The sequence below is a fragment of the Methylobacterium sp. W2 genome, from assembly GCF_020662345.1.
In the GTDB taxonomy this organism is placed as follows: domain Bacteria; phylum Pseudomonadota; class Alphaproteobacteria; order Rhizobiales; family Beijerinckiaceae; genus Methylobacterium.
Genome location: NZ_VMOA01000041.1, coordinates 23,765 through 50,545, shown reverse-complemented (window position 1 = coordinate 50,545; position 26,781 = coordinate 23,765). Strand labels below are relative to the sequence as shown.

At 66.9% G+C, this 26,781-nt stretch carries 25 protein-coding genes; 15 read left to right on the top strand and 10 right to left on the bottom strand.

Annotated features, from left to right (window positions below; translation table 11 throughout):
• The 4 genes from FPV16_RS20015 to FPV16_RS20000 form a co-directional block, all read left to right on the top strand.
• A partial coding sequence (locus FPV16_RS20015) for a sulfite reductase flavoprotein subunit alpha (protein WP_227440118.1) occupies positions 1-1,612 on the top strand: 1,612 nt, incomplete at its 5' end.
• Positions 1,613-1,695: 83 nt separating this feature from the next.
• Positions 1,696-3,489 (top strand): NADPH-dependent assimilatory sulfite reductase hemoprotein subunit, encoded by a 1,794-nt coding sequence (locus FPV16_RS20010; RefSeq protein WP_227440117.1) that lies wholly within the window; start codon positions 1,696-1,698, stop codon positions 3,487-3,489.
• A gap of 152 nt (positions 3,490-3,641) precedes the next feature.
• Positions 3,642-3,839, top strand: a complete 198-nt coding sequence (locus FPV16_RS20005) for a hypothetical protein (protein WP_227440116.1) — start codon at positions 3,642-3,644, stop codon at positions 3,837-3,839.
• A 533-nt stretch (positions 3,840-4,372) separates the two neighbouring features.
• Complete coding sequence (locus FPV16_RS20000; RefSeq protein ID WP_227440115.1) at positions 4,373-5,041, top strand: TetR/AcrR family transcriptional regulator; 669 nt, start codon at positions 4,373-4,375, stop codon at positions 5,039-5,041.
• Positions 5,042-5,071: 30 nt separating this feature from the next.
• Here FPV16_RS20000 and pyrF read toward each other — a convergent pair whose 3' ends face one another.
• Both pyrF and FPV16_RS19990 read right to left on the bottom strand, forming a co-directional pair.
• Positions 5,072-5,782 carry an orotidine-5'-phosphate decarboxylase gene (pyrF, locus tag FPV16_RS19995; protein WP_227440114.1) on the bottom strand — a complete coding sequence of 237 codons (711 nt, stop codon included), beginning with the start codon at positions 5,780-5,782 and terminating at the stop codon, positions 5,072-5,074.
• A 66-nt stretch (positions 5,783-5,848) separates the two neighbouring features.
• Positions 5,849-6,469, bottom strand: coding sequence for a uracil-DNA glycosylase family protein (locus FPV16_RS19990; protein ID WP_227440113.1), 621 nt, complete (start codon positions 6,467-6,469; stop codon positions 5,849-5,851).
• A gap of 179 nt (positions 6,470-6,648) precedes the next feature.
• Between FPV16_RS19990 and FPV16_RS19985 the strand changes: the two genes are divergently transcribed.
• On the top strand, positions 6,649-7,470 hold the full coding sequence (locus FPV16_RS19985; RefSeq protein ID WP_227440112.1) for an alpha/beta fold hydrolase: 822 nt from the start codon (positions 6,649-6,651) through the stop codon (positions 7,468-7,470).
• A 17-nt stretch (positions 7,471-7,487) separates the two neighbouring features.
• On the opposite strand, the gene FPV16_RS19980 is transcribed toward FPV16_RS19985, so the two are convergent.
• Complete coding sequence (locus FPV16_RS19980) at positions 7,488-9,704, bottom strand: xanthine dehydrogenase family protein molybdopterin-binding subunit (RefSeq protein ID WP_227440111.1); 2,217 nt, start codon at positions 9,702-9,704, stop codon at positions 7,488-7,490.
• A 78-nt stretch (positions 9,705-9,782) separates the two neighbouring features.
• Positions 9,783-10,238 carry a (2Fe-2S)-binding protein gene (locus tag FPV16_RS19975; protein WP_227440110.1) on the bottom strand — a complete coding sequence of 152 codons (456 nt, stop codon included), beginning with the start codon at positions 10,236-10,238 and terminating at the stop codon, positions 9,783-9,785.
• Between the two features lie 259 nt (positions 10,239-10,497).
• On the opposite strand from FPV16_RS19975, the gene FPV16_RS19970 reads away from it, so the two are divergent.
• Positions 10,498-12,045 (top strand): sensor histidine kinase, encoded by a 1,548-nt coding sequence (locus tag FPV16_RS19970; RefSeq protein WP_227440109.1) that lies wholly within the window; start codon positions 10,498-10,500, stop codon positions 12,043-12,045.
• Positions 12,046-12,125: 80 nt separating this feature from the next.
• On the opposite strand, the gene cobT is transcribed toward FPV16_RS19970, so the two are convergent.
• Positions 12,126-13,175 (bottom strand): nicotinate-nucleotide--dimethylbenzimidazole phosphoribosyltransferase, encoded by a 1,050-nt coding sequence (gene cobT, locus FPV16_RS19965; RefSeq protein WP_227440108.1) that lies wholly within the window; start codon positions 13,173-13,175, stop codon positions 12,126-12,128.
• Between the two features lie 101 nt (positions 13,176-13,276).
• Between cobT and cobS the strand changes: the two genes are divergently transcribed.
• The 4 genes from cobS (at position 13,277) to FPV16_RS19945 (ending at position 16,114) form a co-directional block, all read left to right on the top strand.
• The gene (gene cobS, locus FPV16_RS19960; RefSeq protein WP_227440107.1) at positions 13,277-14,107 is read left to right on the top strand and encodes an adenosylcobinamide-GDP ribazoletransferase; all 831 of its coding nucleotides are present in this window, start codon (positions 13,277-13,279) and stop codon (positions 14,105-14,107) included.
• A 53-nt stretch (positions 14,108-14,160) separates the two neighbouring features.
• Complete coding sequence (locus tag FPV16_RS19955; protein ID WP_227440106.1) at positions 14,161-14,379, top strand: DUF1289 domain-containing protein; 219 nt, start codon at positions 14,161-14,163, stop codon at positions 14,377-14,379.
• Positions 14,376-15,068: a TIGR02281 family clan AA aspartic protease gene (locus FPV16_RS19950; RefSeq protein ID WP_227440105.1), complete on the top strand. Its 693-nt coding sequence runs from the start codon at positions 14,376-14,378 to the stop codon at positions 15,066-15,068. Before FPV16_RS19955 ends, FPV16_RS19950 begins: the two co-directional genes overlap by 4 nt.
• Positions 15,069-15,253: 185 nt before the next feature.
• Positions 15,254-16,114 (top strand): alpha/beta fold hydrolase, encoded by an 861-nt coding sequence (locus tag FPV16_RS19945; RefSeq protein WP_227440104.1) that lies wholly within the window; start codon positions 15,254-15,256, stop codon positions 16,112-16,114.
• 164 nt (positions 16,115-16,278) lie between these two features.
• On the opposite strand, the gene FPV16_RS19940 is transcribed toward FPV16_RS19945, so the two are convergent.
• Genes FPV16_RS19940 through pdxY form a run of 3 tightly spaced genes read right to left on the bottom strand, consistent with a single transcriptional unit; the run spans position 16,279 to position 18,774 of the window.
• Positions 16,279-17,013 (bottom strand): NUDIX hydrolase, encoded by a 735-nt coding sequence (locus tag FPV16_RS19940; RefSeq protein WP_227440103.1) that lies wholly within the window; start codon positions 17,011-17,013, stop codon positions 16,279-16,281.
• Positions 17,006-17,902 (bottom strand): PhzF family phenazine biosynthesis protein, encoded by an 897-nt coding sequence (locus FPV16_RS19935; protein ID WP_227440102.1) that lies wholly within the window; start codon positions 17,900-17,902, stop codon positions 17,006-17,008. Before FPV16_RS19935 ends, FPV16_RS19940 begins: the two co-directional genes overlap by 8 nt.
• A gap of 23 nt (positions 17,903-17,925) precedes the next feature.
• Complete coding sequence (gene pdxY / locus FPV16_RS19930; protein ID WP_227440101.1) at positions 17,926-18,774, bottom strand: pyridoxal kinase PdxY; 849 nt, start codon at positions 18,772-18,774, stop codon at positions 17,926-17,928.
• Positions 18,775-18,942: 168 nt separating this feature from the next.
• On the opposite strand from pdxY, the gene FPV16_RS19925 reads away from it, so the two are divergent.
• The 4 genes from FPV16_RS19925 to FPV16_RS19910 all read left to right on the top strand — a co-directional run bounded on the left by FPV16_RS19925 (position 18,943) and on the right by FPV16_RS19910 (position 23,313).
• Positions 18,943-19,464 carry a DedA family protein gene (locus tag FPV16_RS19925; protein WP_227440100.1) on the top strand — a complete coding sequence of 174 codons (522 nt, stop codon included), beginning with the start codon at positions 18,943-18,945 and terminating at the stop codon, positions 19,462-19,464.
• A gap of 6 nt (positions 19,465-19,470) precedes the next feature.
• Complete coding sequence (locus FPV16_RS19920; RefSeq protein ID WP_227440099.1) at positions 19,471-20,286, top strand: cobalamin-binding protein; 816 nt, start codon at positions 19,471-19,473, stop codon at positions 20,284-20,286.
• Between the two features lie 50 nt (positions 20,287-20,336).
• A complete protein-coding gene (locus FPV16_RS19915) occupies positions 20,337-20,822 on the top strand; it encodes an MmcB family DNA repair protein (RefSeq protein ID WP_227440098.1) in 486 nt (161 codons plus the stop codon).
• A 202-nt stretch (positions 20,823-21,024) separates the two neighbouring features.
• A complete protein-coding gene (locus FPV16_RS19910; protein ID WP_227440097.1) occupies positions 21,025-23,313 on the top strand; it encodes a calcium-binding protein in 2,289 nt (762 codons plus the stop codon).
• Between the two features lie 24 nt (positions 23,314-23,337).
• Here the strand turns inward: FPV16_RS19910 and FPV16_RS19905 are convergent, their stop codons facing one another.
• Together FPV16_RS19905 and FPV16_RS19900 are read right to left on the bottom strand one after the other, a co-directional pair.
• Positions 23,338-24,204 carry an NAD(P)-dependent oxidoreductase gene (locus tag FPV16_RS19905; RefSeq protein ID WP_227440096.1) on the bottom strand — a complete coding sequence of 289 codons (867 nt, stop codon included), beginning with the start codon at positions 24,202-24,204 and terminating at the stop codon, positions 23,338-23,340.
• Between the two features lie 26 nt (positions 24,205-24,230).
• The gene (locus FPV16_RS19900; RefSeq protein WP_319802256.1) at positions 24,231-25,232 is read right to left on the bottom strand and encodes an alpha/beta hydrolase; all 1,002 of its coding nucleotides are present in this window, start codon (positions 25,230-25,232) and stop codon (positions 24,231-24,233) included.
• A 158-nt stretch (positions 25,233-25,390) separates the two neighbouring features.
• On the opposite strand from FPV16_RS19900, the gene FPV16_RS19895 reads away from it, so the two are divergent.
• Complete coding sequence (locus FPV16_RS19895; protein ID WP_227440122.1) at positions 25,391-26,746, top strand: MFS transporter; 1,356 nt, start codon at positions 25,391-25,393, stop codon at positions 26,744-26,746.
• The last annotated feature ends 35 nt before the right edge of the window (positions 26,747-26,781 follow it).

Sequence of the window (26,781 nt, the reverse complement as noted above, 5' to 3'; positions counted from 1 at the left end):
CCCCGCCGCCCCGCCAAAGGCTGCCGAGCCGCTGACGATCATCTACGCGAGCGAATCCGGCAATTGCGAAGCCCTGGCCGGTTCCGTCGCCAAGCTCGCCAAGAAGGGCGGGTTCAAGCCGAAGGTGGTGGATTTCGCCGACCTCGACGTCGCTACGCTGGCGGGTGCCAAGAACCTCATTGCCATCGCGGCGACCTGGGGCGAGGGCGAGCCTCCGGCCCGCGCCACCCGTGCGTACAACGACTTGATGGGCGACGGCGCCCCGCGGCTCGATGGCGTGACCTTCGGCGTGCTGGCGCTGGGCGATACCTCCTATGTGGAGTTCTGCGCCATCGGCAAGGCGCTCGACGCGCGGTTCGAGGCACTCGGCGGCAAGCGCGGGGCCGAGCGGGCCGATCTCGATCTCGACTTCGACAAACCCGCCGCCGACTGGATCAAGAACACCCTGAAAGCCCTTGCGCCTGCGCCGAGCGCCGACAATGTCGTGGCGGTGGATTTCGCCGGCCGCGCCGCGGCCGAAGACGACGATGCCGAGCCGAGCCGTGAGCCGGTGGTGGTGGAAGTCGTGGATCACATCAACCTGAACTCGTCGCTCTCCGACAAGGAGACGATCCATCTGGCCCTCGAGTTCGAGGACGGCGCCCCGGCCTACGAGCCGGGCGATTCGCTCGAGATCTACCCCGAGAACGATCCGGCCCTCGTCGAGGACATCCTCAAGGCGACGAACCTCACCGGCGACGAGGCCCTGCGCAGGGCTCTGCTGTCCGAGCGCGACATCACCACGCTCTCGGCCACCACCGTGGAGCGATTCGCCAAGGCGACGAGCCATGCCGAGGCGCAGAAGCTCATCGATAGCGGCGAGGTGCGGGCCTGGATCGAGGGTCGCCACCTCATCGACCTGATTGAGACCTTTCCGGCGACCCTTTCGGCCGAGCATCTCAACACCATCACCCGGCCCCTGCCGCCGCGCGCCTACTCCATCGCCTCCTCGCGCAAAGAAGTCGGCGACGAGGTTCATCTTGTGATCGCCGCCGTGCGCTACGAGACGCATGGGCGGTCACGCTCGGGCGTGACCTCGGTCCAGGTCGCAGACCGGATCAAGAACGGCAGCAAGCTGCGCGTGAAGCTGAAGCCGAACCGGCATTTCCGCCTGCCGCAGGACCCGGCCACCGACATCATCATGGTCGGCCCCGGCACCGGCGTCGCCCCGTTCCGGGCCTTCGTGCAGGAACGCCGCGCGATCGAAGCCGCCGGCCGCTCCTGGCTGTTCTTCGGCGACCGTCAGTTCACCCACGACTTCCTGTACCAGCTCGAATGGCAGGAGGCCCTGGAGGACGGCTCGCTTACGAAGATCGACGTGGCCTTCTCCCGCGACCAGCCCGAGAAGATCTATGTTCAGGACCGTATCCGCCACCACGCCAAAGAGCTGGTGGAATGGCTCGATGGCGGCGCCAGCTTCTATGTCTGCGGTGACGCGAACCGGATGGCGAAGGACGTGCGCAACGCCGTCGTCCAAGCCTATGCCGAGGTCAAATCGTTGAGCGAACCCGATGCCGAAGCCGCCGTCGCGGCGCTGGAGCGGGCCCATCGCTACCAGCAGGATGTCTACTAGGGCACGTCGCCCCTCCCCCGCCCGAGAGGGGAGATGCGCATGCGGCGCCCCGAATATGAACTGAAGAAGACCGGATCATCGCCATGGACGACCTGACTCCTCCCCGCACCTACGAGACCCCGCCGACCGCCCGTCCCATCGATGAGGCCGAAGCGGCGCGCGAGGCGGGCCTCGCGCATAATGAGCACATCAAGATCGCGAGCGGCTTCCTGCGCGGAACCCTCGCCGACGGCCTCCTCAAGCACGCCACCGGGGCGATCTCCGAGGATGACGGACAGCTCGTGAAATTCCACGGGATGTATCAGCAGGACGACCGCGACCTGCGCCCCGAGCGGACCAAGAAGAAGCTCGACAAGGCCTACAGCTTCATGATCCGCCTGCGCATCGCCGGCGGCGTCGTGACACCGAAGCAGTGGCTCGTCCTCGACCACATCGCCACCACCTACGCCAACGGCACCCTGCGGGCGACGACGCGCCAGACCTTCCAGTATCACGGCGTCATCAAGTCGAATCTCAAGCGCACGATGGCGGCCATCGACGGCGCCCTGCTCGACACCATCGCCGCCTGCGGCGACGTCAACCGCAACGTGATGGCCTCCACGAATCCGGCCCAGTCCGGCGCGCACAAAGCCGCCTACGACCTCGGCAAGGAGATCTCCGACAGCCTCCTGCCGAAGACCAATGCCTGGCGCGAGATCTGGCTCGACGGCGAGAAGGTGATCGGCGGCGAACCGGAATTCGAGCCCGTCTACGGCAGGACCTACCTGCCGCGTAAGTTCAAGATCGTGATCGCCGTGCCGCCCTCGAACGAGGTCGACGTCTTCGCGCACGATCTCGGCTTCATCGCCATCCTCGACAACAAGAACAAGGTCACCGGCTGGAACGTCACCGTCGGCGGCGGCATGGGCATGACCCATGGCGAGCCCGACACGTTCCCGCGCACCGCGGACGTGATGCTGTTCTGCAAGCCCGATGAGGCGGTGCGGGTGGCCGAGGCGGTGATGACGGTCCAGCGCGACTGGGGCAACCGCAAGAACCGCAAGAACGCCCGCCTGAAATACACCATCGAGCGCTACGGCCTCGCCGCCTTCCGCGCCGAGGTGGAGAAGCGCATCGGCAAGACGCTCGCCGATCCCAAGCCCTTCACCTTCACCGGGAACGGCGACCGGTTCGGCTGGACCGAGGGCGATGACGGCCGTCACCACCTGACGCTCTATGTCCCGTCCGGCCGCATCAAGGACGTGGAGGGCGATGGCCCGAGGCTCCTCACCGGCCTTCGCCGGATCGCGGAGATCCACGAGGGCGATTTCCGCCTGACCGGCAACCAGAACGTCATCATCGCCAACGTGCCGGCCGAGAAGCGCGCCGAGATCGAGGCGCTGGTGGACGAGTACGGCTTGCAGAAGGATGCGGGTGCCCTGCGCCGTAATTCCATCGCCTGCGTCGCCCTGCCTACCTGCGGCTTGGCGTTGGCGGAGAGCGAGCGCTACCTGGCGGACCTGATGACGGAACTGGAGGAAAGCCTCGCCTCGCACGGTCTGCAGGACGACGAGATCACCATCCGCATGACCGGCTGCCCCAATGGATGCGCCCGTCCCTTCATTGCCGAGATCGGCTTCGTCGGCCGCGGCCCGGAGCGCTACCACCTCTATCTCGGTGCGGCCTTCGATGGCTCTCGCCTCGGAAAGCTCTATGCCGAGGACGTGACTGCCTCCGAGATCAGGACGATCCTCGATCCGCTCTTCGGCGCCTATGCCCAGGGTAAGACCCCCGGTGAGCGGTTCGGCGATTTTCTCATCCGCGCCGGCTACGTGGCGAGAACCTTCAACGGGCCTGATTTCCACACGAATATCGGCGCCCTCAAGGGCGTCGCCTGAACCTCATTCACACGTGCATTGCTTCTCTCCTGTTGCGGTGCACGTGTCCGTGATGTTGCGTCCAAGCTTAGGCGGGGCGCGGATATAAGTCCGGTACGGCTGAACTCTGGCGCGGCTTGGCGGTTTATCCGGCAACTCGACCGGAGGCGGCGATGGCCAAGCACGACATTCTGAGTTTCTTCGAACATCGCCGCGACGGCGCCTGGATCTGCGTAAAGCCGTTCACCCTGACGACGAAGCAGAGCAGCGTCGATATCCGCCAGGGCATGCGGTTCGATTACGGCAAACGCGTCGGCGGCGTCGACCTCGCCGAGTATCTAGAGCAGCTCGGATCGCAGTTCGGCTCGTGAACCGGCCCCCGCCGGTTGTGTTCGATGGGGATCGGTACGGGGGCGCGAGGGTGGATCCGACTTTGCGGGTCTCGCAGAAGTGGCCCCCGGTTCTGTGATAAAAACCTGCGACACCTCAGAGCGCTAGGCAAGGCGAAGCAGCGGCTCGGCAACGCGAACCTGCTTTGACGCTCGACTGTGATGTCACTTACGGCTTGACCCGGACGGTCGTGGAGCCTCGGACGTTTCGACGCGGTCCGCTGCCTGCCGAATACTCGGATACCGGCGTTCTTTGCAGAATGCATCGGCGCCTGCCCGTCGTGTTTCGTCACGCGGCATGGGAGCGCGAAGACGTGCTTTTCAGGTGGATCGACGATCACCGAGCCATGCAACCCCGGTTCCTTCCCGTACGTCTTATAGGCGGGTGATTCAGTCGCACTGCCGGTCACGGTGTGCCGATTTTGTTGGCGCGGCGTTCATCCGTCCTGTTCCAGAGTGGTTTCCTTCATCGCCGTGTTTTTGACGGCCAAGGGCAGGAGACTTAGGGTCGATCTATGACAATCACCGTCGATCCGTTGCAGGCGAGCCTGGAAGCCGCCGCACCTACGACACGATGCAGGATTTTGGCGGCGGCGGAGAGGTTCTTTCGCGAGATCGGCTACCAGAAGACCACCGTGGCCGACATCGCCAAGACGCTCGGGATGAGCCCGGCCAATGTCTACCGGTTCTTCGACTCGAAGAAGGCGATCAACGAGGCGGTGGTCGAGCGTGTGACGCGCGAGGTCGAGGCGCTCATTGCAGGCATCGCCGTGGCACCCGGCCTGAGCGCGGATCAGCGGGTCGCGGAGATCATCCGAGAACTCCATCGCGACTGTATCGAACGCTGCAAGGACAATCCCCGCATCCACGAGATGGTCGAAGCCGCCATGTCGGAAAGCTGGGGAGTGTGCCGGCATCATATCGACCGGATCGGCGCGGCCCTGGAGCGGGTGGTGACGGACGGGGTCCGCAGCGGCGAGTTCCAGGTCGAGGATCCCGCGGTGACGGCCGCCTGCCTGCATGTGGCGATCACGCGCTACTGCCACCCCGTCCTGGTGAGCCAGTACCCGAATGCACCGGCCCCACCCATCGATGCGATGATCGCCTTCCTGCTGCGTGCGCTCCACGAGCCCGCCAGGACCAACGCCCGTTCACAGGCGAAGGAGCCGGTCGAGTCGATCTAGCGCCCGGCGGACGATGCGGCGCGTCGGGGCTCAGCCCATCTCGGCCAGGATCGCCCGCGCCGCGGCGCGGGGATCGGCACTCAGGGTGATGGGGCGGCCGACGACGATGTGGTCGATCCCCGCTTCCATCGCCGCCCCCGGCGTCAACACACGTTTCTGGTCGCCGACATCGTCGCCCGCCGGCCGGATACCGGGCGTCACGATGAGCCGCGACGGCCCGATGGCGGAGCGAACGGAGGCCGCCTCGGCGGCACTGCAGACGATCCCGCCAATCCCGGCCTCGGCCGCCTGCCGCGCACGCAGGGCCACCAGATCAGCGATGGGCATGGCATAGCCCGCCTCGTCGGCGTCGGCCTGGTCGTAGGAGGTGAGTACGGTGACGGCGAGGATCGTCGGGCCGTCTCCGCCCCTGCCCCGCACGGCGGCGCGCATGGTCTGCGGGTAGGCATGAACCGTCAGGAAGGTCACGCCGAGATCAGAGAGTGCCCGGACGCCATCCTCCACCGTGTTGCCGATGTCATGCAGCTTCAGATCGATGAAAACTTTGAAGCCTGCCCTGGACAACCGCTGAACCAGGGCGAGGCCGCCGGAATAGGCGAGCCGGTAGCCGATCTTGTAGAACGTCGCGGCATCGCCGATCCGGTCCACCATCGCCTCGGCCTCGTGGACACTCGGCAGGTCGAGGGCGACGATGAGGCGATCGCGCGGATCGCTGGCGGCTGGTGACGCGGCGTGGGACATGGCGGGCTCCGGAGGATCGGGTGACGGATCGCCGCCCGAGCTTGCCATGTCAACGCGGAGGCAGGGTCACCGGCGCGTCATCACCCGGGAAACCTCCTGCTTCAGCACCGGCAGCAACTCGTCGGCAAACCACGGGTTCGTCCTGAGCCAGCCGTTGTTGCGCCAGGATGGGTGCGGAAGCGGCAGCACCCGAGGCCGACGCGGTTCCTCGAGAATGGCGCGCCAGTTCCGCACCATGGCGGTCAGTCCCCCTTCGACGCGGCCGAGATGCCAAGCCTGCGCGTATTGACCGATGACCAGGACGAGATCCATCTCGGGCAGGCCGGCAAAGAGCGCCTCGCGCCAATGCTCGGCGCATTCGCGCCGGGGCGGCTTGTCTCCGCCCTTCGCGTCGAGCCCCGGAAAACACGCGCCCATGGGGACGATGGCGAGCCGCGTGGCGTCGTAGAAATCCGGCTCGGACAGGCCGAGCCACGACCTCAGCCTGATGCCGGACGGGTCCATGAACGGGATGCCGCTCTGGTGCGCCCGGTTCCCCGGAGCCTGACTGGCGATGGCGAGACGCGCCGAGATCGAGCCCTGCACGATGGGCTTCGGCTCCTGCGGAAGGGGCGCGCCATACCGGGGTGCGTCGCGGCAGATGCGGCAGGCGCGCAAGGCGGCGGCGGTGGATTCGAACGGGGTCATGCGAGAGGACAGGTAGTGCGGGCATGGGGCCCTGGGAATCCGGGACCCTGGGAATCCGGAAGGCTCGGAATCCATGCCGCAGGAACGAGAGGCCGCACCCCGCGCTTGAATCGCCGGAGGAGCCGGCATTGCCGGGCTCATCCTCGATGACGCCACCAAGGAATACAGGGAGCAGCCCCATGGCCTTCATCACCGCGCCGGACGGCACGAGCCTTTACTACAAGGACTGGGGCAGCGGACGGCCCGTGGTCTTCCTCCACGGCTGGCCCCTCGACGCGGATATGTGGGAGTACCAGATGGTCCCCGTGGCCGAGGCGGGTTTCCGCACCATCGCCTATGACCGCCGGGGCTTTGGACGCTCGGACCAGCCGTGGCAGGGCTACGATTACGACACCTTCGCCGACGACTTGAAGGCGGTGCTCGACGAACTCGATCTCACCGACGTGACGCTCGTGGGCTTTTCCATGGGCGGCGGTGAGGTCGTGCGGTACCTGTCGCGGCACGGCAGCGCCCGGATCTCCCAGGCGGTGCTGATCTCGTCGGTGACGCCGATGATGCTGAAGACGCCCGACCATCCCGACGGCGTCGATGCCAGCGTGTTCGAGGAGATCATCGACGGGCTGAAGATGGACCGGCCGTCCTTCCTCGCCAAATTCAACAAGGGTTTCTTCGGTGCCGGCGTGTTCAGCTCACCCGCATCGTCGGAAATGATCGCCTGGGCCGGACAGGTCGCAATGCTGGCCTCGCCCAAAGCCACGACGGCCTGCGTGCGGGCCTTCTCGGAGACCGATTTCCGGCCCGACATGGCGAAAGTCACGGTGCCCTGCCTGATCATCCACGGCGATGCCGACCAGACCGTGCCCATCGACGTGACGGCACGGATGGCGGCCGCGGCCGTGCCGAGCGCGGAGTTCGAGATCTACGACGGCGCTCCGCACGCCATACCGCTCACCCATCACGAGCGGTTGGCGACGGACCTGATCGACTTCCTCAGGCGCTGACGCTGACGGGTCCGGCCTCAGACTCCCTTGAGGCCGCTGAGATCCAGGGGCAGGGAGCGTAGTCTTTGCCCCGTCGCGGCGAAGATCGCGTTGGAGATCGCCGGGGCGATGACGGGCACCCCCGGCTCGCCGATGCCGGTCGGGGCAGCGTCGGAGGCGACGATATGGACCTCCACCACCGGCATCTCGCTCATGCGCGTCGGCTCGTAGGCGTCGAAGTTCTTCTCCTGGACCACCCCGTCCGTCAGCGTGATCTTGTTGCGCAGGACCGATGACAGCGCGAAGCCGACGGATCCCTCTACCTGAGCGCGGATCACGTCTGGATTGACGGCGACGCCGACATCCACCGCTGCGACGATGCGGTTGACCTTCACATGGCTGCCATCCGCCGTGATGTCGGCCACCATCGCCACGTAGGAGCCGAACGATTCGTGCGCCGAGATGCCGAGGCCCTGGCCCTTGCCGCCGCTGCGCTTGGCCCAATCCGCCTTCTCGGCGGCGAGCTTCAGGACGCCGGACAGGCGCGGCGCGCCCGTCAGCATGCCGAGGCGATAGGCCAGCGGATCGGCACCGGCGGCATGGGCCAACTCGTCGATGAACACTTCCATCGCCTGCGCCGTATGGGTGTGACCCACTGAACGCCACCACAGGACAGGCACGCCCTCACGGGCGTTGTGGACCTCGAACCGGTAGGCCGGGATGGCGTAGGGCGTATCCGATGCGCCTTCGACGGTGGTGGAATCGACGCCGTTCTTCACCAGCATCGCCTCGAACGGTGAGCCGATCATGATCGATTTACCGACCATCCGGTGCTGCCAGCCGGTGATTGCGCCCTTGGCGTCGATGCCGGCCTTGAGGGTGTGCAGGACCATGGGACGGTAGTACCCGCCCGCCATGTCGTCCTCACGGGTCCAGACCAGATGGACCGGTGCCTTGCCGCCGGTCGCCTTCACGATGGACGCGGCCTCGGCGATGTAATCGGCGGTGGGCGTCGCCCGGCGCCCGAACGATCCGCCCGCCCATTGCGTGTGAAGCCTGACCTTGTCCGCGGTGACGCCGAGGGTCGCGGCGGCCACCGCCTGCTCGATCGTCTGGAACTGCAGGCCGGCATAGATGTCGTAGGAGCCGTCGGCGGCCCGCTCGATCGTGGCGTTCAGGGGCTCCATGGCCGCGTGGGCCAGGTAGGGGAAGGTGAACTCCGCCTCGATGACCTTGGCCGATCCGGCGATGGCGGCGGCGGGATCGCCCTTCTCCGATGCGACGATGCCCGGCCGCTTGGCCGTCTCGCGATACTCGGCAAGGATGGCGTCGGAGGATCGCTTCTCGGCCGTGCGCTCGTCCCAGGTGACCGACAGGGCGTCCCGGCCCTTCATCGCCGACCAAGTGTCCTTGGCGATCACGGCGACCCCGGTGGGAATCGTCACCACGTCGATCACGCCGGAGACGGCGCGGGCGGCCTTATCGTCGACCTTCGATACGGTCCCGCCGAAGCGCGGGGCATGCGCCACCACGGCCGTGACCTGACCCGGCCGGCGGATATCCATGGCGTAGATGGCGGTTCCGTTGGTCTTCGCCACAGAATCGAGGCGCGGCAGCTTCTTGCCGATATGGACCCACTGGCTCGGATCCTTGAGCTTCGGCTGCTGGGGCACCGGTATCGCCGCCGCAGCCTCGGCCAGGGCACCGAACCGCTCCTCGCGCTGCGAGGCGAGGTGACGGACCGTGCCGTTGGAGACTGTGATCTCGGAGGCCGGGACGGACCATTTCTCGGCGGCGGCGGAGACGAGCATGGCACGGGCGGCCGCACCCGCCTTGCGGAGCTGGAACCAGGAATTGGCCACCGCCGTCGAACCGCCGGTCCCCTGGATCGGCCCCATCAGCAGGTTGTTGTAGAGCTTCGCATCGGCCGGCGCGAAGGCCACCCGCACGCGGGACCAGTCAGCGTCGAGTTCGTCGGCCAGGATGGTGGCGAGGCCCGTTGTGTTGCCCTGCCCCATGTCGAGATGCTTGATCAGCACGGTGACGGTATCCTCTGCCTCAATCCGCACGAAAGCGTTGGGCTGGGCGGGGGCCGAGGACAGGTCGGGGCCGGCCGCCGCGCGCACCTGCTTGGCGGGGTCGAGGGTGAATCCAATGACCAGGGCTCCGGCGGCGACACCGGCCCCACCGAGGAAGGAACGGCGCGACGGACGCGGAGCAGCCGCCTCGGGATGGGTCTGACGGACCTTCAGCATGGCTTCCTCCACGGAGACGATGACACGCACGGTATCAAGCGGGACGATGCCGGCCCCGGGGCCGACCTCGGGTTCGGATCAGGCGAGGGAGCGGGCCGCTTCGTGGATGGCGGCGCGAACGCGCTGGTAGGTGCCGCAACGGCAGATGTTGCCGTCCATCGCGCCGTCGATCTCGGCATCGCTCGGCTTCGGGGTGGTCGAGAGCAGGCCGATGGCCGACATGATCTGGCCGGACTGGCAATAGCCGCACTGGACCACGTCGAGGCCGCGCCACGCGGTCTGGACCGCGTCCGCCACCCGTCCGGACACGCCCTGGATCGTCGTGATTTTTGCCTCCCCCACATCGCCGATGCGGGTCTGGCAGGAGCGGACGGGCTGGCCGTCGAGATGCACGGTACAGGCACCGCACTGGGCGATGCCGCAGCCGTATTTCGTCCCGGTCTTGTCGAGATGATCGCGCAGCGCCCACAGGAGCGGCATGTCGGGATCGGCATCGACATCATGCGACACGCCGTCGACATTCAGTTTCAGCATGACGTCTCTCCGACTTCAGTATCGACTCGTTCTAAATACTACACACTCTTGGAAAATGTGCGCCTCCACACATCGATCGGAGAGCGGGGTCGATGCCGCGTCGGGTCGCGTGCCGTCGATCGTCGCGATTTGGAGACAAGTGTCGAGATCGGGTCAGGTCGTTCTTAACCTATCGGGCGCAGTTTCGCGTGGTCGCAGCGCCGACGAGCCACGGTCCTTCCGACCGCAGGCTGTCCTCATAAAGATCCTCAAGACGGTGATGTCCGACCTGACAGCGGAGATGGTTCAGCGCGGACGCGGTCCTTCGGCACCGGAATCCGCTCGCCGCCGCAAGGTGGCCCGCGACATCCGATCGGCGCGCGAGCGGTTGACCTCGGCGAGCGGTCTGGAGCGCGCATTCGATTACGAGTTGATCCGGATCTATGCCGAGTACCGCAATGGTGCCGGCCTGACCCATGCCGTGCTCGGGCTTCTCATCGCGGGGGCCTCGTCGCTCTGGGTGCCGGTTCCCGTCGCCCTGTCCTGGGCCGTCTGCCTGCTCTGCGGCGTCGGTTTGTCGATGGGGCTCACCAAGCATTTCCTTCGTCAGCCGGCGGATTCCGTGTCGGTCAGGCGCTGGCGCAGCGCCTTCATGCTGAGCGAGATCGTACAGAGCGCATCCTGGGCGTTGATGGTTCTCGTGGCCGCGCCCAGTGCCCGCATCTTCGTCCTGTTCGGCCTCGTCATCGCCGCCGCGGTGGCCGCGATGCTGGCAGCGACCCTGCCCGCCGCCGCCGCCGCCGCGCTGCTGCCGCTGATCCTGGCGGCGCTCTCCTTCCTGGCGTTCTCGCAGGACATGGACACGATCATGCTCGTGACCATGGTGGTCGGCTCGCAGATCTTCTTCATGGGCCTCGCCCGCCGCGTCTACGCCTCGGCGGTGGGCGCCCTGAAATCCCAAGCGGAGAAGGACGCCATCTTCATCGAGCTCGAACAGGCCAAGGCCAATTCCGATGAGGCGAGGCGGCGGGCGGAAGAGGCCAATCTCGCCAAGTCCCGCTTCCTCGCGACCATGAGCCACGAGTTGCGCACGCCGCTGAACGCCATCCTCGGCTTCTCGGAGGTGATGAAGAACGAGGTCTTCGGCGCTCACATCGCTCCGTCCTACAAGGAATACGCGGGCGACATCCACGATAGCGGGATGCACCTCCTCAACCTCATCAACGAGATCCTCGACCTCTCGCGCATCGAGGCCGGGCGCTACGAGTTGAACGAGGAAGCGATCCAGCTCGCCCATGCGGTGGACGAGTGCCGGCACATGGTCGCCCTGCGCGCGCGCAGCAAAGGCCAGGCCTTCCACGAGTTCATCGATGCCGACATGCCCCGTATCTGGGCGGACGAACGGGCTTTGCGCCAGATCGTGCTCAATCTTCTCTCGAACGCCGTGAAATTCACGCCCCCGGGCGGCGACATCACGATCAAGGTCGGCTGGACGGCCTCGGGCGGCCAGTATGTCAGCGTCAAGGACAGCGGGCCGGGTATCCCCGAGGACGAGCTCGGTACGGTCATGTCCTCGTTCGGCCGGGGGTCGCTCGCGATCAAGACCGCCGAGCAGGGCTCCGGCCTCGGCCTGCCCATCGTGAAGGGGCTGGTGGACCTGCACAACGGCAACTTCCACCTGAAGTCGAAGCCGCGCGAGGGGACGGAAGTCGTCGTGATCTTCCCCGCAAGCCGTGTCATGGACACGCTACCCGCCCTGAACCTGTCCGCCGAAGCGGAGTCGAGTGCAGCCATGGCCGGCAGGCGGAGCGCGGCACGCGCGGCCTGATCGGCGCATCCGCCTTTTCGGCTTTCGTCACCGTCCGAGCGCCGGGCCGCCACGGGTCCGGCTTGTCCGATGGCAGACCCTCAGCTTTCGCTGCGTCCCGATACCCCCGCCTGGGCGAATGTCGCCATGTCGCGATGGCAGGCGAGCGCGCCCTTGAGCAGGCCGATGGCGAGGGCGGCACCGGATGCCTCGCCGAGGCGCATGCCGAGGGCCAGCAGCGGCACCAGTCCGAGACGTTCCAGTACCTCGGCATGGGCTCCTTCCGCCGAGACGTGGCCGGCGAGGCAATGGTCGAGCATCGACGGATCGATCGCATGGAGGATCGCCGCGGCCGAGGTGGCGACGTAGCCGTCGATGACCACGGGGATGCGCTGCATCCGCGCCGCCAGGATGGCCCCGGCCATGGCTGCGATCTCACGGCCTCCGAGGCGCGACAGGACCTGGAGCGGATCGTCGAGATGACCCGCATGATGGGCCAGGGCGGCGTCCACCGCCGCGACCTTGCGCTCGATCCCGGCCGCATCGACGCCAGTTCCGCGCCCGACCCAATGCGCCGCGTTGCCTCCGTAGAGAGCCGCGTAGATCGCCGCCGCGATGGTGGTGTTGCCGATCCCCATCTCGCCCAGACCAAGGCAGTCGGTCCCGGCGGCGATGGCTTCCATGCCGAAGGCCATGGTGGCCACGCATTCCTTCTCCGTGAAGGCTGGCCCCTCGCAGATGTCGCCGGTGGGCAGATCGATGGCGAGATCGAAGACCTTGAAGCCGAGGCCGTAGGCGGCACAGAGCTGGTTGATCGCGGCGCCGCCGGCGGCGAAATTGTCGAGCATCTGGCGGTTTACCTCCGCCGGGAAGGCGGAGACACCGCGCTTGGTGACGCCGTGGCTGCCGGCGAAGACGCAGACGAGGGGCCGGTCGAGGCTCGGCTGCCCCTTGCCCTGCCAGGCGGCGAGCCACTCCACAAGGTTCTCGAGGCGGCCCAGAGCGCCGGCGGGCTTCGTCAGCATCGCGTCCCGCTCGCGCACCATCGCGACCCCGTCGCGGTCCGCGCCCGGCACGGAGGCGATCAGGCGGCGGATATCCGAGAACGGCGTCTGATCGGGATTGTCCTGGTTCGGAATCGTCTGAGTCATCGCGCGAAACTTGGCCTTCCGTCTCGGCGCGTCCGGTATGGCGGCCTGCCTGGGGTGCGAGCTATAACCAACGGGGCGCGGGCGGTGAAGGCAGGTCCTCGATGACGCAAGGCTGGGATCTTGAGCCGGACGATGCGTTTCCCGGCGCGCCCATGGCCTACGATCTCGCGGCGTGCCTGAGGTTCTATTCGCGGCTGCCGGTGCCGCGCCTGCCCGGCGAGGGTGACCCGCATCGCCTGCCGGACTTTCGCACCCTTCCGCGCATGCTGCCCGTGGCCGGCCTCATCCTCGCCTTGCCCTCCGCCCTCATCCTGCTCGTCGCCTGGGCGCTGGATCTCGGACCGTTCCTGGCAGCGACCCTCGCCGTGGCGGTGGGGACGCTGGTGACGGGGGCGCTGCACGAGGACGGTCTCGCAGATGTGGCGGACGGCTTCGGCGGAGGAGCGACGCACGAACGCCGCATCGAGATCATGCGCGACAGCCGGATCGGCGCCTATGGCGGCGTCGCCCTCGTCCTGACGCTGGCCCTGAGGATAGGCGCCCTCGCGACGCTGCTCGATCGCACCGGCGCGCTGGCCCCATTGGCCCTGGTGCTGGCCGCTTCCCTCTCGCGCAGCGCCGCTCTGGCGCCGATGGTGCTGCTCGGACCCGCGCGGCCCGGCGGGGCGGGGGCATCGGTGGGAACACCGGATCGCCGGACCATCGGAATCGTCGGCCTCGTCACCCTCGCCTTCGTCGCCCTCGGCTGGATCATCGGCCTGCCGTTCGCCGGCATGGTGCTCATGCCGGCCCTGGCGTTGGCGGCGTCCCTCGTGCTCACCGCCCTGGCGCGCGCCAAGATCGGGGGCCAGACCGGCGACGTCATCGGGGCCTGCCAGCAGGTGGCCGAGATCGCGGCCCTTCTCGGCCTCATCGCGACGGTTCCACGCTGAGCACCTGGTACCGGACTTGATCGCGGCCGGTGCCTGAGGGCATGGAAGTGGCGATGGATCAGCCGCACGCCGCCAAACCCTCCAGCCCCTGCACGAAACTCTGCATCCTCGATGCGGCGACCGGGCTCTGCGAAGGCTGCGGCCGCACCCGCGACGAGATCGGACGGTGGGGATCGCTGTCGGAGGCGAAGCGGCAGGCCATCATGGCGACCCTCGGATATCGCCTCCGCGCCGCCTATCCCCTGCGGGACAAGGCCCTGGCGAAGCCATGATCTATGCCGCCCTCGCCGTTCTCCTCGGCATCGTCGCTTTCCTCGTCCTGTCCGACGGATCGAGCACCGTCGCCGGGCTCGAGAAGGACCAGCTCGCGCGGCTCGCCTTCAGCGGAACGCTGCTGACCATCTTCCTCGCCGGGTTCTGGCATCGCTTCCGCGAGCAGATCGGCACCAACCTGAAGGCGCTGCTGTTCTGGGCCGCCCTCACCGTCGCTCTGGTGGCGGGCTATGCCTACAAGGAAGAGGCCGGAGATGTCGGCAATCGCCTCGTCGGGACGCTCCGGCCCGGCAGTGCGGTCACGTCGGGCGACGGCAGCGTTACGATCAACCGGAGGGCCGATGGCGAGTTCTCCGTCCGGGCGGAGGTGAACGGCCGCGCCCAGGTCTTCCAGTTCGATACGGGCGCGAGTTCCGTGGTTCTCACAGCGGACAACGCCGCGGCCATCGGGATTTCGCCGGCGGACTCCGACTTCGCAATCCGCGTCTCGACCGCCAACGGCATCGCGATGGCCGCCCCGGTCTTTCTCGACAGCCTCACCGTCGGCACGATCACTGAACGGCGGGTCTCGGCCCTGGTAAGCCGCCGCGGCGCCTTGTCGGGTAACCTCCTCGGGATGAGCTTCCTCGACAGGCTCGGCTCTTACGAAGTCCGCGGCGACCGGTTGGTGTTGCGCCCGGTGCGCTAATGATCGAAGTCGGCCCCCTTCGAACCGTCCGCCTGGATCCAAACCAGCCGTACGAGATGGTGCGTCTGCTGCTAGAGAGCGGACGGGAGCACCCATTCTCGCGGATGGCGGAAGCGACCTGAAACGGGAAGGCGCCTATGTCCCTGCGGTGGATCCTTGTGACGGCGAGCGGGATCCTGGCAGGCTTGGCGCTGGTCAAATCCTTGGCTCGGCGGCGTGCCAGCCGGTATCGGCGCGCACATCTGGGCCGGCTCGAAGCGAGGCAGATCCGCGTCGACGGCAGGACGATGCATGCCCGCGTCTCGCTCGATGCTGTGCCGGGTGACCGCATACCCGTCATCCTCGTCCATGGGCTCGGGATGTCGAGCCGGTACATGATCCCGCTGGCAAAGCATCTCGCCCCTCATTTTGAGGTCTATGCTCCTGACCTGCCCGGCTTCGGATTGAGCGAAATGCCTCGCCGCACGCTCACGGTTCGCGAGCTCGCGGATGCATTGGCGGCCTTCATGACAGCGATCGGGGTGAAGCGCGCAGCCTTTGTCGGGAATTCGCTCGGCTGCGAGGTGCTGGTCGAACTCGCGCTGGTTCACCCCCAGCTCGTGGACCGCCTCGTGTTGCAGGGGCCCACGCCGGACCCCGAGGCGCGTAACCTGGTCCGGCAAGTGATTGGCTTCCTCGCCATTGCGCCGTTCGAGCGCTGGTCGCTCGCCTGGGTGGCGCTCTCGGATTATGCCCGTGCCGGCATCGGACGCTACATCCTGACCTTGCGTAGCATGGTCGACAATCGCATCGGAGAGAAGGCGCTGCGGGTCGAGCAGCCGACGCTCGTGGTTTGGGGCACGCGTGACTACATCGTCCCCCATGCATTCGTCGTGAGCCTCGCAAGTTCCCTGCCGCGAGGCCGTTTTGCTGTCATTCCGGGGGCGGCCCACGGGATCAACTACTCGCATCCTGAGGCGTTCACCGCCGTCCTTCTCCCGTTTCTCCTTGCTGCGGGGGAGATGTCTTCCGCACGAAGCCGAACCCCGGCTGTCAGCGCATCGTAGCACGTACTTCTTTGTGGCCCGACCGGGAGGGCCGCCTTCATGCCCTCCGACCGAAATCAGACCGGCGCAAAGCCACCCGTCCCGGGCATTCTGGGATGGATACCCAGTGTCGGACGTCGACCGCTCGGGCAGGCCGTTCGACGCCTGTGGATCGTGGCCTCGGTTCAGCCGCTCCGGAACGTGGAGGAGCACGACGGCTGGAATACGTGGCGCAGGTATGCCTGGACGAAGTTGGGCATCGAACGGGGGTCGATCTCGCCGCTGGACGCGACCGTGATGAAACCGGCGAGCTCCGGCTCGATCTCTGCGCGGCGATGGCGCTCCATTTCCTCGCGCAGCGCGTCCGCCCGTTCACGGAATATCACGGGCCGCAGAAATGCCGCCTGGGTCCTTCCGCGCAGCAGAAGCCACGCTTCCGGAGCGTCGGCCGGAAGCGCCATGCCGGTCTCTTCCACGAACTCCCGCTCGGCGCTGCCGGCGAGATCGACCTCGTCGCCATCCCGCACGTCGTCGAGGTCCGGCGTGCCGCAGGGGAAGTAGGCCTGTCCGGCATTGGCGGTGTGAGCGCCCATCATCCCGAGCAGCACGGCGCCGTCCGACCCTTGAGGGACGATGGCCGCGAAGGCGTTGAGGACACGCGGGTCGGGCGAACCCAGGTCCTTGTGGGTGATGAAGCTCGCATAGGAGGTCTCGAACAGCTCGACGGAACAGGATGTCCCCTCGATCCGGCACGACTTCGCGAGGAGCACGCGCCCGTCGAACAGCCCCGACCGCGCGGCGCACCGGCAACGCCAGTTCTCGGCGATGACAGCCGCGTTGTCCCGCGCCCATTCCCATTCGAACGGCACCAGACGGGCCGTCACCCTCTCGATCCGCGTGAGGGTGAAACCGTCAGACAAGCAGCGTTCCCTCACTCATCACCACGGCCGCGCCGCCGATCTCGACGGATTGGAGGGCCCCCGATTCGATGACCAGCTGGAGCTCGATCTCGCTCGGGCGGCCCATGGCGATCCCCTGGCGGATCAGGACATCGTGCTCGCCGTCACCGAGGGGCTCGAACTCCATCATCACGCCGGCGAAGGCCGCGGCGGCCGACCCCGTCGCCGGGTCCTCCACCACGCCGAGATGCGGCGCGAACATCCGGGTCTGGAAGCGGAGGCCGAGGCCTTCCGGGTCCACGGCATAGAGATAGAGCGCCGTCTGAGGATCCAGGGTGGAGAAGGCGGCGAGGTCCACGCGGGCCGCGTCGAGCTTCGCCCGCGTAGTGACCGGCACGAACAGGAAAGCCGGCCCTGCCGTGTGCCGGCTCGGCACGTGACGCCCGAAGCCGATATCCTGCGTCTCCAATCCGACCATCTGGGCGAGGAGCGTCGCGTCCGGCCCCTCGCCCTCGTATTGCGGCAGGATCGGGAGCTTGAAGCGTCCGCGTCCCCTCCCCTCGCCCGCCTCGACGACGCAGGCCACGGTGCCGATCGTCTCTTCGAGACCGAAGGCGGTAGCGTCGGTGAGGCCGGATTTCGCATCGCGCAGAGCCAGCAGGATCGCCGCCCCGAGCGTCGGGTGGCCAGCGAAGGGCAGCTCGCGGGCGGGTGTGAAGATGCGCAGGCGAGCCTTGTGGCGCGCCTCCGTCGGCGGCAGCACGAACACCGTCTCGGACAGGTTGAACTCGCCCGCGATCCGCTGCATCGCCGCGTCGTCGAGCCCCTCCGAATCTAGCACCACGGCCAGCGGGTTCCCGGCGAAGGGTGTGTCGGTGAACACGTCGAGGGTGACGAAGCGGCGGCTCATCGGCTTTTCCTTCTCGCTGACCATCAGACCGGTTCTACCGGGAACGTCTCGCTGGGTGCCACGAACTCGTCCTGCGCGTCGACGGTGAGGATCTCGCGCGAGCCCGCTTCCGCCGTGCGGCGCAGGAGGCCGTAGACCGAAGCACCGGCCATGCCCAAAGCCAGCGCCGCCGAGCCGGTGCGGGCGTAATGGACGAGGAACAGGGCCGCGATGGCGTCGCCCGCGCCATTCACGTCGAGGGCGAGGCGCGGGGTGCGCAGGCGCCAGAACAGACCGCCCTCCCCGGCCATCAGGTCTATGGACTCGGACGGGGTGTCCTCCGTGACCAGGGACGTCACCAGCACGACGCGCGGCCCGAGTGCCTGGATCGCCGCCAGGGCGGCTTTGGCCTCGCCGAGTGTGCCGGTGGGCAGGCCCGACAGGAAGTTCAGCTCGAACTGGTTCGGGGTGACGATGTCGGCGGCGGGCAAGGCCTGGTCGCGCAGGAATTCAGGGATACCGGGGCGGACATAGATCCCCCGATCGGTGTCGCCCATCACCGGGTCGCAGCAATACAGCGCCTTCGGGTTGGCGTTTCGCACCGCCGCCACGGCCCGCACGATGGCGGTGCCGATATCGGCCGACCCCATGTAGCCGGACAGGACGCCGTCGCATCGGCCGAGTACGCCGCGCTCCGCAATGCCGAGGACGAGGTCCTCGATCATCGGCCCGTCGAACACCCGGCCGCGCCAGGCGCCGTAACCGGTATGGTTGGAGAACTGCACGGTATGGATCGGCCAGACCTCGACGCCGAGGCGCTGCATGGGAAACACCGCCGAGGCATTGCCCACATGGCCGAAGGCGACGTGCGACTGGATCGATAGAATTCTCATCGGCGTATCCGGCCTTGCTGCGACGGGTGCGAGCGCGACGGGCAGCGTCGTAGCCGGTTTTGCCCCGCGGTGCATTCATAACCGACGTGAGGCTCCCGACGTGACGAGATCGACGCTTGCCGGGAGAGCGACGTTCCCGCACATCGGGCGCGAAACGCAGGGGCCTCCATGGATTTCGAAGCGCTGAAGACCACGATCCTGACCTTCGTGGAAACGCACAAGGATTGGGCTCCGCTCATCGTCGGCGCGCTCGCCTTCTGCGAATCCCTAGCGTTCCTGTCGATCCTGGTCCCCGCCACCGTGCTGCTGGTGGGGATCGGCGCGCTGATCGGTGCCAGCGGCATTCCGTTCTGGCCGATGGTGATCGCCGGCGGCATCGGCGCCGGGCTCGGTGACTGGGTCTCCTACGAGATCGGCCGCTATTTCCAGCACGGGGCCAAGACGATCTGGCCGATGAGCCGCTACCCGCAGATGGTCGCCAAAGGCGAGGATTTCTGCCGGCGCTACGGCGCCTGGGGCATCGTCATCGGCCGGTTCATCGGGCCGGCCCGCGCGGTGGTGCCGCTCATCGCCGGGATGTTTGAAGTGGCGCGCCTGCCGTTCCAGCTGGCCAATTGGGGCTCGGCCTTCGTCTGGGCCTTCGTCTGGCTCGCGCCGGGCGCTGGCGTCTTCAGCTTCTTCAAGTCCTGATATCGCATGCGCCGGTTCCCGCCCGAACGCATCGTCTGCCTCACCGAGGAAACCGTCGAGACCCTCTACCTGCTGGGGGAGGAGGACAGGATCGTCGGCGTGTCCGGCTACGCCGTGCGCCCTGCCCGCGTGCGCAAGGAGAAGCCGCGCGTTTCGGCCTTCACCAGCGCCGACCTGCCGAAGATTCTGGCATTGCAGCCGGACCTCGTCCTCGCCTTCTCCGACATGCAGGCGGAGATCGTCGCCGATCTCGCCCGCGCCGGAATCTCGGTCCATCTCTTCAATCAGCGCGACGTCGCCGGCTGCCTCGCCATGATCCGTACCGTGGGCGCCCTGGTCGGTGCGAGCGAGAAGGCCGACGCCCTGGCCCAGGGTTACGCCCACCGCCTCGGCGCCGCCGCCCTCGACAATGCCGGCCCACCAAGACTGACAGTCTATTTCGAGGAATGGGACGAGCCGATGATCTCAGGGATCGGCTGGGTCTCTGAACTCATCGGTTATGCCGGCGGCGACGACGTCTTTCCCGACCTCGCCCGCCAGCCGGCGGCCAAGGACAGGATCGTCACGTCCGAACAGGTGATCGCCGCACGGCCGGACGTCATCCTGGCCTCCTGGTGCGGCAAGCGGGTGAACATATCGCGCATCCGCGAGCGGCCGGGCTGGGACGCGATCCCCGCCGTGGCGGCGGGGCGTATCCACGAGATCAAGTCGCCGCTGATCCTGCAGCCCGGGCCGGCGGCGCTCACCGACGGCTTCGACGCGATCCGTGCCGCACTTGCGGCTGGGCAGGCTGCCGCAGGTGACAAGGGCGGCCCGACCTGATTCCCTGACGGGACAGTCGATTCGAGACCGCCCTCTCCCCAAGCGAAGCCATGTCAGCAGCCCTCGCCCATATCGTCTTGCCGCCGGACCGCCGGCAATCGGCAACCGCGCTTCAGGTCCAGCGCGGGGTCCGGCGGCTCTTTGCCGATCTCGGCCATGTGACGATCCCGGAATTCTCCCTCGCCAATGGCAGGCGGGCGGATGTCATCGCCCTGTGCCCGGCGGGCCGGCTGACCATCGTCGAGATCAAGTCCAGCGTCGCCGACTTCCGCGCCGACAAGAAGTGGCCGGATTACCGGGACTATTGCGACCGCTTCTATTTCGCGGTTCCCGATTCCCTACCCGAAGGGCTGACCCCCGATGAGGCGGGTCTGATCATCGCGGACGGCTACAGCGCCGCGATCCTGCGTGATCCGGCAGACCATGTCCTCAGCGGCGCCCGCCGCAAGGCGGTGACCCTGCGCTTCGCCCATTCCGCCGCAAGGTTGCTGCACATGCTGGCCGATCCGGGGGCCGTGCGTGAGGGGGCCCTGTAAGAGTACCTCACAAGACTCCCGGTCACGGTCGGTTCTCGCTCGGAGCACGACGACGCAACGGGAGTTTGGTGAGAGACATGAGGCGCGTCACGGGTTGCAAAATTAGCACGCATCCACGCTGACGGAATTGACGTTCAATCCGCGATTGAGATTGCATGGGTGCCGCCCTACCACCTGCCGTATCCATTGATGGGGAGCGGACATGTCGGCGGTGCTGGTAGCGAATGGAGAGCCGATCGACCTCGATTCGGTCATCGGTACAGATAGCCTCGACCTGATCGTGCCGAAGGGGAAAGCCGGGTTCGCCCTGCTCACCAGCGGTTACGTTCCCGGGCCGCGCGGCGAAGCCGGCACGCACCCCGTCACCCTGACCAGTTTCGGGCCGACCGGCGCCCCTTCGAAAGGCCCGCTTTCCCTCGGCGATCGCCAGGTGGAGGCCCTGTCCTACCAAGCTAACGGATCGACCGTCATCGGGGTCTATGACGGTACTTACTTCGACGGCAAGTTCGGTGACTTCTCGACTCAGTTTCAGAAGGCGAAATACTCCCTCGGCACCGTGGACGCGAAAGGGACTTTCACGCCCTTCTACACCACGAAGATCACCTCCCTGTCCGATACGGACGAGCCGTTCCTAAGCGCCTACGACAACAGCGTCGCCTTCGCCGAGAACGGGGCAATGGCTCTGGCCCATATCGCCCAGGGTTCGACCAGCAAGATCCGAACTGTCGACATCATCGACGCGAACCACCGCTTCGTCGCGACCGCGGTGGTCGACCGCTCGGTGAACGACGACCAGACCCACTCGACCAAGGTCACTGCCCTCTCGGACGGCCGCTATCTTGCCACCTGGGTCGATATGGGCCGTGTCAGCTCGACCCTCATGGGGCGGGTGGTCACCGCTGACGGCAAGGTACCGGGCGACGCGTTCAAGCTCGGTCACGTGAAGGAATTCGCGGGCGGGTACGAGACGAAGGTGACCTATTCCATCACCGCCGACCTGAACGGCGGTTTCGCCGTCGCTTATGAGGGACGGGACATCAAGAAGGCCGCTGGCGGCGTTCAGACGGATGTGCTCACCGACATCAAGGCCGCGACCTATAAGGCAGGTCCGGGTGGGAGCTTCAAGAAAGCGGTCGATCTCGTCCAGGATCACGCGTTCGACAACGCGTACGTTCTCTCTTTGACGACCCTGTCGAACGGCCAGCTGCTCGAACTGGTCGTCGGCGCATCCAATATCGCGGATGGCAAGGTCCTCACCAGCGCGCGCGGATGGCTCTACGACGCCGACGGTTCCTATACCGGTCAGGCCTTCGATTTTTATTCCGAGGCAGTCGGCAGCGGATATCGGGCGGACCGGCCTCGGATCGTCGCCTTGGAAAACGGCACCTTCGCTCTCATCAAGTCGGGCTATGAATCCGGGATCGGAAGGACCGACCGCGACACGGATGTCCAGATCTATTCCGTCTCGACCGCCGACCCGTTCCAAGTGAAGGGCGCGACATCGGGCGCCGACCTGCTCAAAGGCGCCATGGCGTCCGCCCGAAATGACCGGATCGACGGTCTTGGCGGCAACGACAAGCTCCACGGCTTTTCCGGCAGCGACCATCTCGTCGGCGGAGCGGGCGACGACATCCTCGACGGCGGCAAGGGTATCGACCGGATGGAAGGGGGTACCGGCAACGACGCGTTCGTCGTCGATCATTTCGGCGACGTGGTGATCGAGAAGCGCGGCGCGGGCACGGACCTCGTGCTGTCGTCGGTCAACCATACGCTCTCGGCCCATGTCGAGAACCTGACGCTCACCGGCAAGGGCGATATCGGCGGCGTGGGCAACGCCCTCGCGAACACGATCACCGGCAATGCGGGCGACAACCGTCTCGATGGCGGCGCGGGAATCGACGTGCTGAAGGGGCTGGGCGGCGACGACGATTACTACGTCAGCAGCAAACGGGATCAGGTCATCGAGACGAAGAACCGCGGTACCGATACGGTCTATGCCAGTTCCGATTTCACGCTGGCCAAGGACCAATCCATCGAGTTCCTGATCGGCAGCCGTGAAGCGCCGCTGCTCGACATCGCCCTTACCGGCAACAACCTCGCGAACGCGATTGCAGGCACCTATGGCGACAACGTCATCAATGGCGGGTTGGGGGCGGACGTCCTAGCGGGCGAAGGCGGGAAGAACACGTTCGTGTTCGATACGAAGCTGGGTAAAGACAACGTCGACAGCATCACCGATTTCTTTCACGGGACCGATACGATCAGGCTCGAGAACGCCGTCTTCAAAGGCCTGGCGGAAGGCGATTTGTCCGGCACTGCGTTCAAGAACATTCGTTGGGGGACGCTCGATGCGAACGACCGTATCCTTTACGACCACTCCACGGGTTCCCTCTCCTACGATGCCGACGGCAGCGGCGCCGAGCGCGCCGTCCAGTTCGCGACGGTCACGAGTTACGGTCTTCTGACGGCATCCGACTTCCTGGTCTCATAGCACCGCATCGAAACGGCCCTGCCTTCAACGTCCGCTGCGCCTCGCCGAGACCAGCGCCAGGGCCGCGAGATCCTTGTCGCCGTCGCCGTGGCTGACGGCGTCGATGAGGTTATCGCGAAGCACGCTGGCGAAGGGCATCGGTGCGCCAACCTCGCCGGACGCCGCGAGGGCGAGGCCGATATCCTTGAGCCCGAGCCGCAGACCGAAGCCCGGCGGCTCGTAGCGCCCAGCGGCAATGGAAGCGCCGTAGCCCTTGTAGACCGGCGAGGCGAACAGCGTGTTGGTCAGGAGGTCGAGGAGATCGGCCCCGGCCACGCCATGCCCTTCGGCGAAGGCGGCGGCTTCGCCCATGGCCTCGATGGCCGCGATCAGCATGAAGTTGCCGGCGAGCTTCACCGCATTGGCCCGGTACGGCTCTCCTCCGAACGGCCATGTCTTCGTGCCCATGGCATCGAGCAGTGGTTGCGCTGTCGCGATGACGGCCTCCTCTCCGGCGACGACGATATTGAGGGCGCCGTTCTGCGCCACGTCCGGCCTGCCGAAGACGGGGGCGGCGATGTAGGGCACGCCGGCCCGCTCGTGGATCGCAGTGAGTTCCCGCGCGAGCGCCACCGAAATCGTGCTCATGCTGAGATGCAGGCCGGGCCGCGTGCCGGAATCGAGAAGCCCTCCTTCGACGATCACCGAACGCAGGGCCGCGTCGTCGGCGAGCATCGTGATCGCCGCATCCCCGGCGAAGGCGTCGGCCGCGTTTCGCACGACCGTGACGCCATCGAGACCGCCGGCGGCGGACGCGGTCCGGTTCCACACCCTCACCCGATGGCCGCCCCGGACGAGGCTCTGCACCATGCCCCGGCCCATGCGGCCCAACCCAATCACGCCGACATCCATCTGAGGCCTCCCTTGTTTATCCCGGCTCAATGGCCGTTGAGGAATTCGAGCATCGTGGCGTTGAAGCGATCGGTCGCTTCCATGTGGACGAGGTGGCCGATACCGTCGAAGACGACGGCGCGGCCATCGGACATCCGTGCCGCCAGGGCTTTGGCATGGCCGGCATTGTCGCCCATGGCGGCACGCAGGTTCTCGGGGGCGAAAGGCTTGCCCGGTGCGTTGCGGTCGTTCCCGCCCATGACGAACAGGGTCGGCACGGCAATCAGCGGGATCTCGTGCACCACCGGCTGGCCCCAGATGATCTGGTAGGAATTGACGAAGGATTGGAGCCAGCGCGGATACTCGCCCGAGCCTTTCACGCGCTCGCGGATCGAGACGAAGGATTCGATCGCCGAGGCGGGAAGCGACAGCGCGTAATTCGTCACCAACTGCCGACGATAGACGTCCGCGGTGACATCACTCTCGATGCGCAGGAGCGTGTCGTTGGAAACGGGCGGGACGGTGAAGCGGTAATCCTCAAGACCGATCGGCGCCTCGAGGACGAGGCTGTTCACCCGGTTCGACGCATTCCGGGCCAGACGCGCCGCCAGCATCCCACCCATGGAATGGGCGACCACGTCAACGCGCGGAAGGTTCAAGGAGTCGAGGAGTGCCACCGTTTCCGCCGCCATCACGTCGAAACTGAACGGCCCCACCGGCTTCGATGATTTGCCGAAGCCGAGCTGGTCCGGGACGACCACGCGGTAGCCCGCACCGGCCAGGGCACCGATCACCGGTTCCCAGTAACTCGACGGAAAATTGCGGCCGTGCAGCAGCAGGACGGTCCGGCCGTTGGGCACACCGGTCGGTGCCACGTCCATATAGGCGAGGCGCTGGCGCTCGTTGTCCCGCGTCAGGTCGAGGAACCAGACGGGATAGGGATAGGCGAACCCCTCCAACCCGATGCCGAGAGGGCCTGTATCGTCGGCTCGCGCGGCGGCGGGCGACAAGGCGAGCAGGCAGCCAAGCAGAAGTATTGCCAGACGCATGTCATTCCTCCGCGAGACACGACGATGCCAGTCCCGATATCGAGGGGTGACATAGGGCACTTGCCGAAGCGAGCAGGGATCGTCCACGGCTCTGTGCGATGACGCACGAGGCAATTCCCCCAACCGGCGGCAGGGCCGAACCGGGCCCCACCAAACCGATGGACGGCCTGCCGGTTCGCGAACGCATGCTGGCGCTCCTCGCCATCGGGCTCGCCATGACCATGGCGGTGCTGGACGGGGCCATCGTCAACGTGGCCCTGCCGGCCATGGCGAAGGATCTCGGGGTCAGCCCGGCCTCCGCAATCTTCGTGGTCAACGGTTTCCAGATCGCGGTGACCGCATCGCTGCTGCCACTGGCCTCCCTGGGTGACATCCTCGGCTACCGGAAGGTCTATCTCGGCGGACTCGTGCTGTTCGTCGCAGCCTCCCTCGCCTGCGCGCTCTCCACATCCCTGACCGGGCTCATCGTCGCCCGGATCGCCCAGGGGTTCGGCGCCGCCGGCATCATGAGCGTGAACATCGCCCTGGTGCGGTTCATCTACCCCCACCGCATGATCGGCCGGGGCGTCGGCAACGTCGCTCTCATCGTCGCCATGGCCTCCGCCACCGGTCCCACCGTGGCCGCCGCGATCCTCTCCGTGGCGAGATGGCCATGGCTGTTCCTGGTCAACCTGCCCGTCGGACTCGTGGCCCTGGCGGTGGCGGCGCGGACCCTGCCGCTGACACCGGTGAGTGGCGCGCGGTTCGACGTACCGAGCGCGATCCTGAACGCACTCACCTTCGGCCTTCTCATCATCGGGCTCGATGGGATTGGCGAGGCGAACGGGCGCTGGCTCGCCCTGGCCGAGATCGCCGCCGGTCTCGCCATCGGCACCGTGTTCGTACGGTATCAGGCACGGCTCACGACGCCCCTGCTGCCGGTGGATCTGCTGCGCATTCCCGCCTTCGCCTTATCGATGGTGACGTCCATCGCCTCGTTCGGGGCGCAGATGATGGCCTATATCGCCCTGCCCTTCTATTTCCAGGATGCGCTGCACCTCTCAGCCACAGAGACCGGCTTCCTGATGACGCCATGGCCGATCGCCATCGCGATCACGGCGCCGATCTCCGGCCGCCTCGCCGACCGCTACGCGCCCGGCATCCTTGGCGGCATCGGCCTCGCGCTCATGTCCGGCGGCATCGCGGCGCTGGCCCTGCTCCCCGCCGCCCCGTCCCTCGTGGATATTGCTTGGAGGTTGACCCTGTGCGGCATCGGCTTCGGTCTGTTCCAATCGCCGAACAACAAGGTGATCGTCACCAGCGCCCCACGCTCGCGCAGCGGTGGAGCCAGCGGCATGCAATCGACGGCGCGGCTGACCGGGCAGTCGCTGGGCGCAGCCCTCGTCGCGGTGATCTTTGGGCTCACCCATGCCAGCGGCACGGCAGTGTCCATCGGAACCGCGCTCTGGTGTGCCTGCGCCATGGCAGCGGCGGGTGCCGTCTCCAGCATCATGCGGCGCCAGCCAACGGGCTGATCCGCCAAACGCAGCCACCACCTCGACTCGGGCGT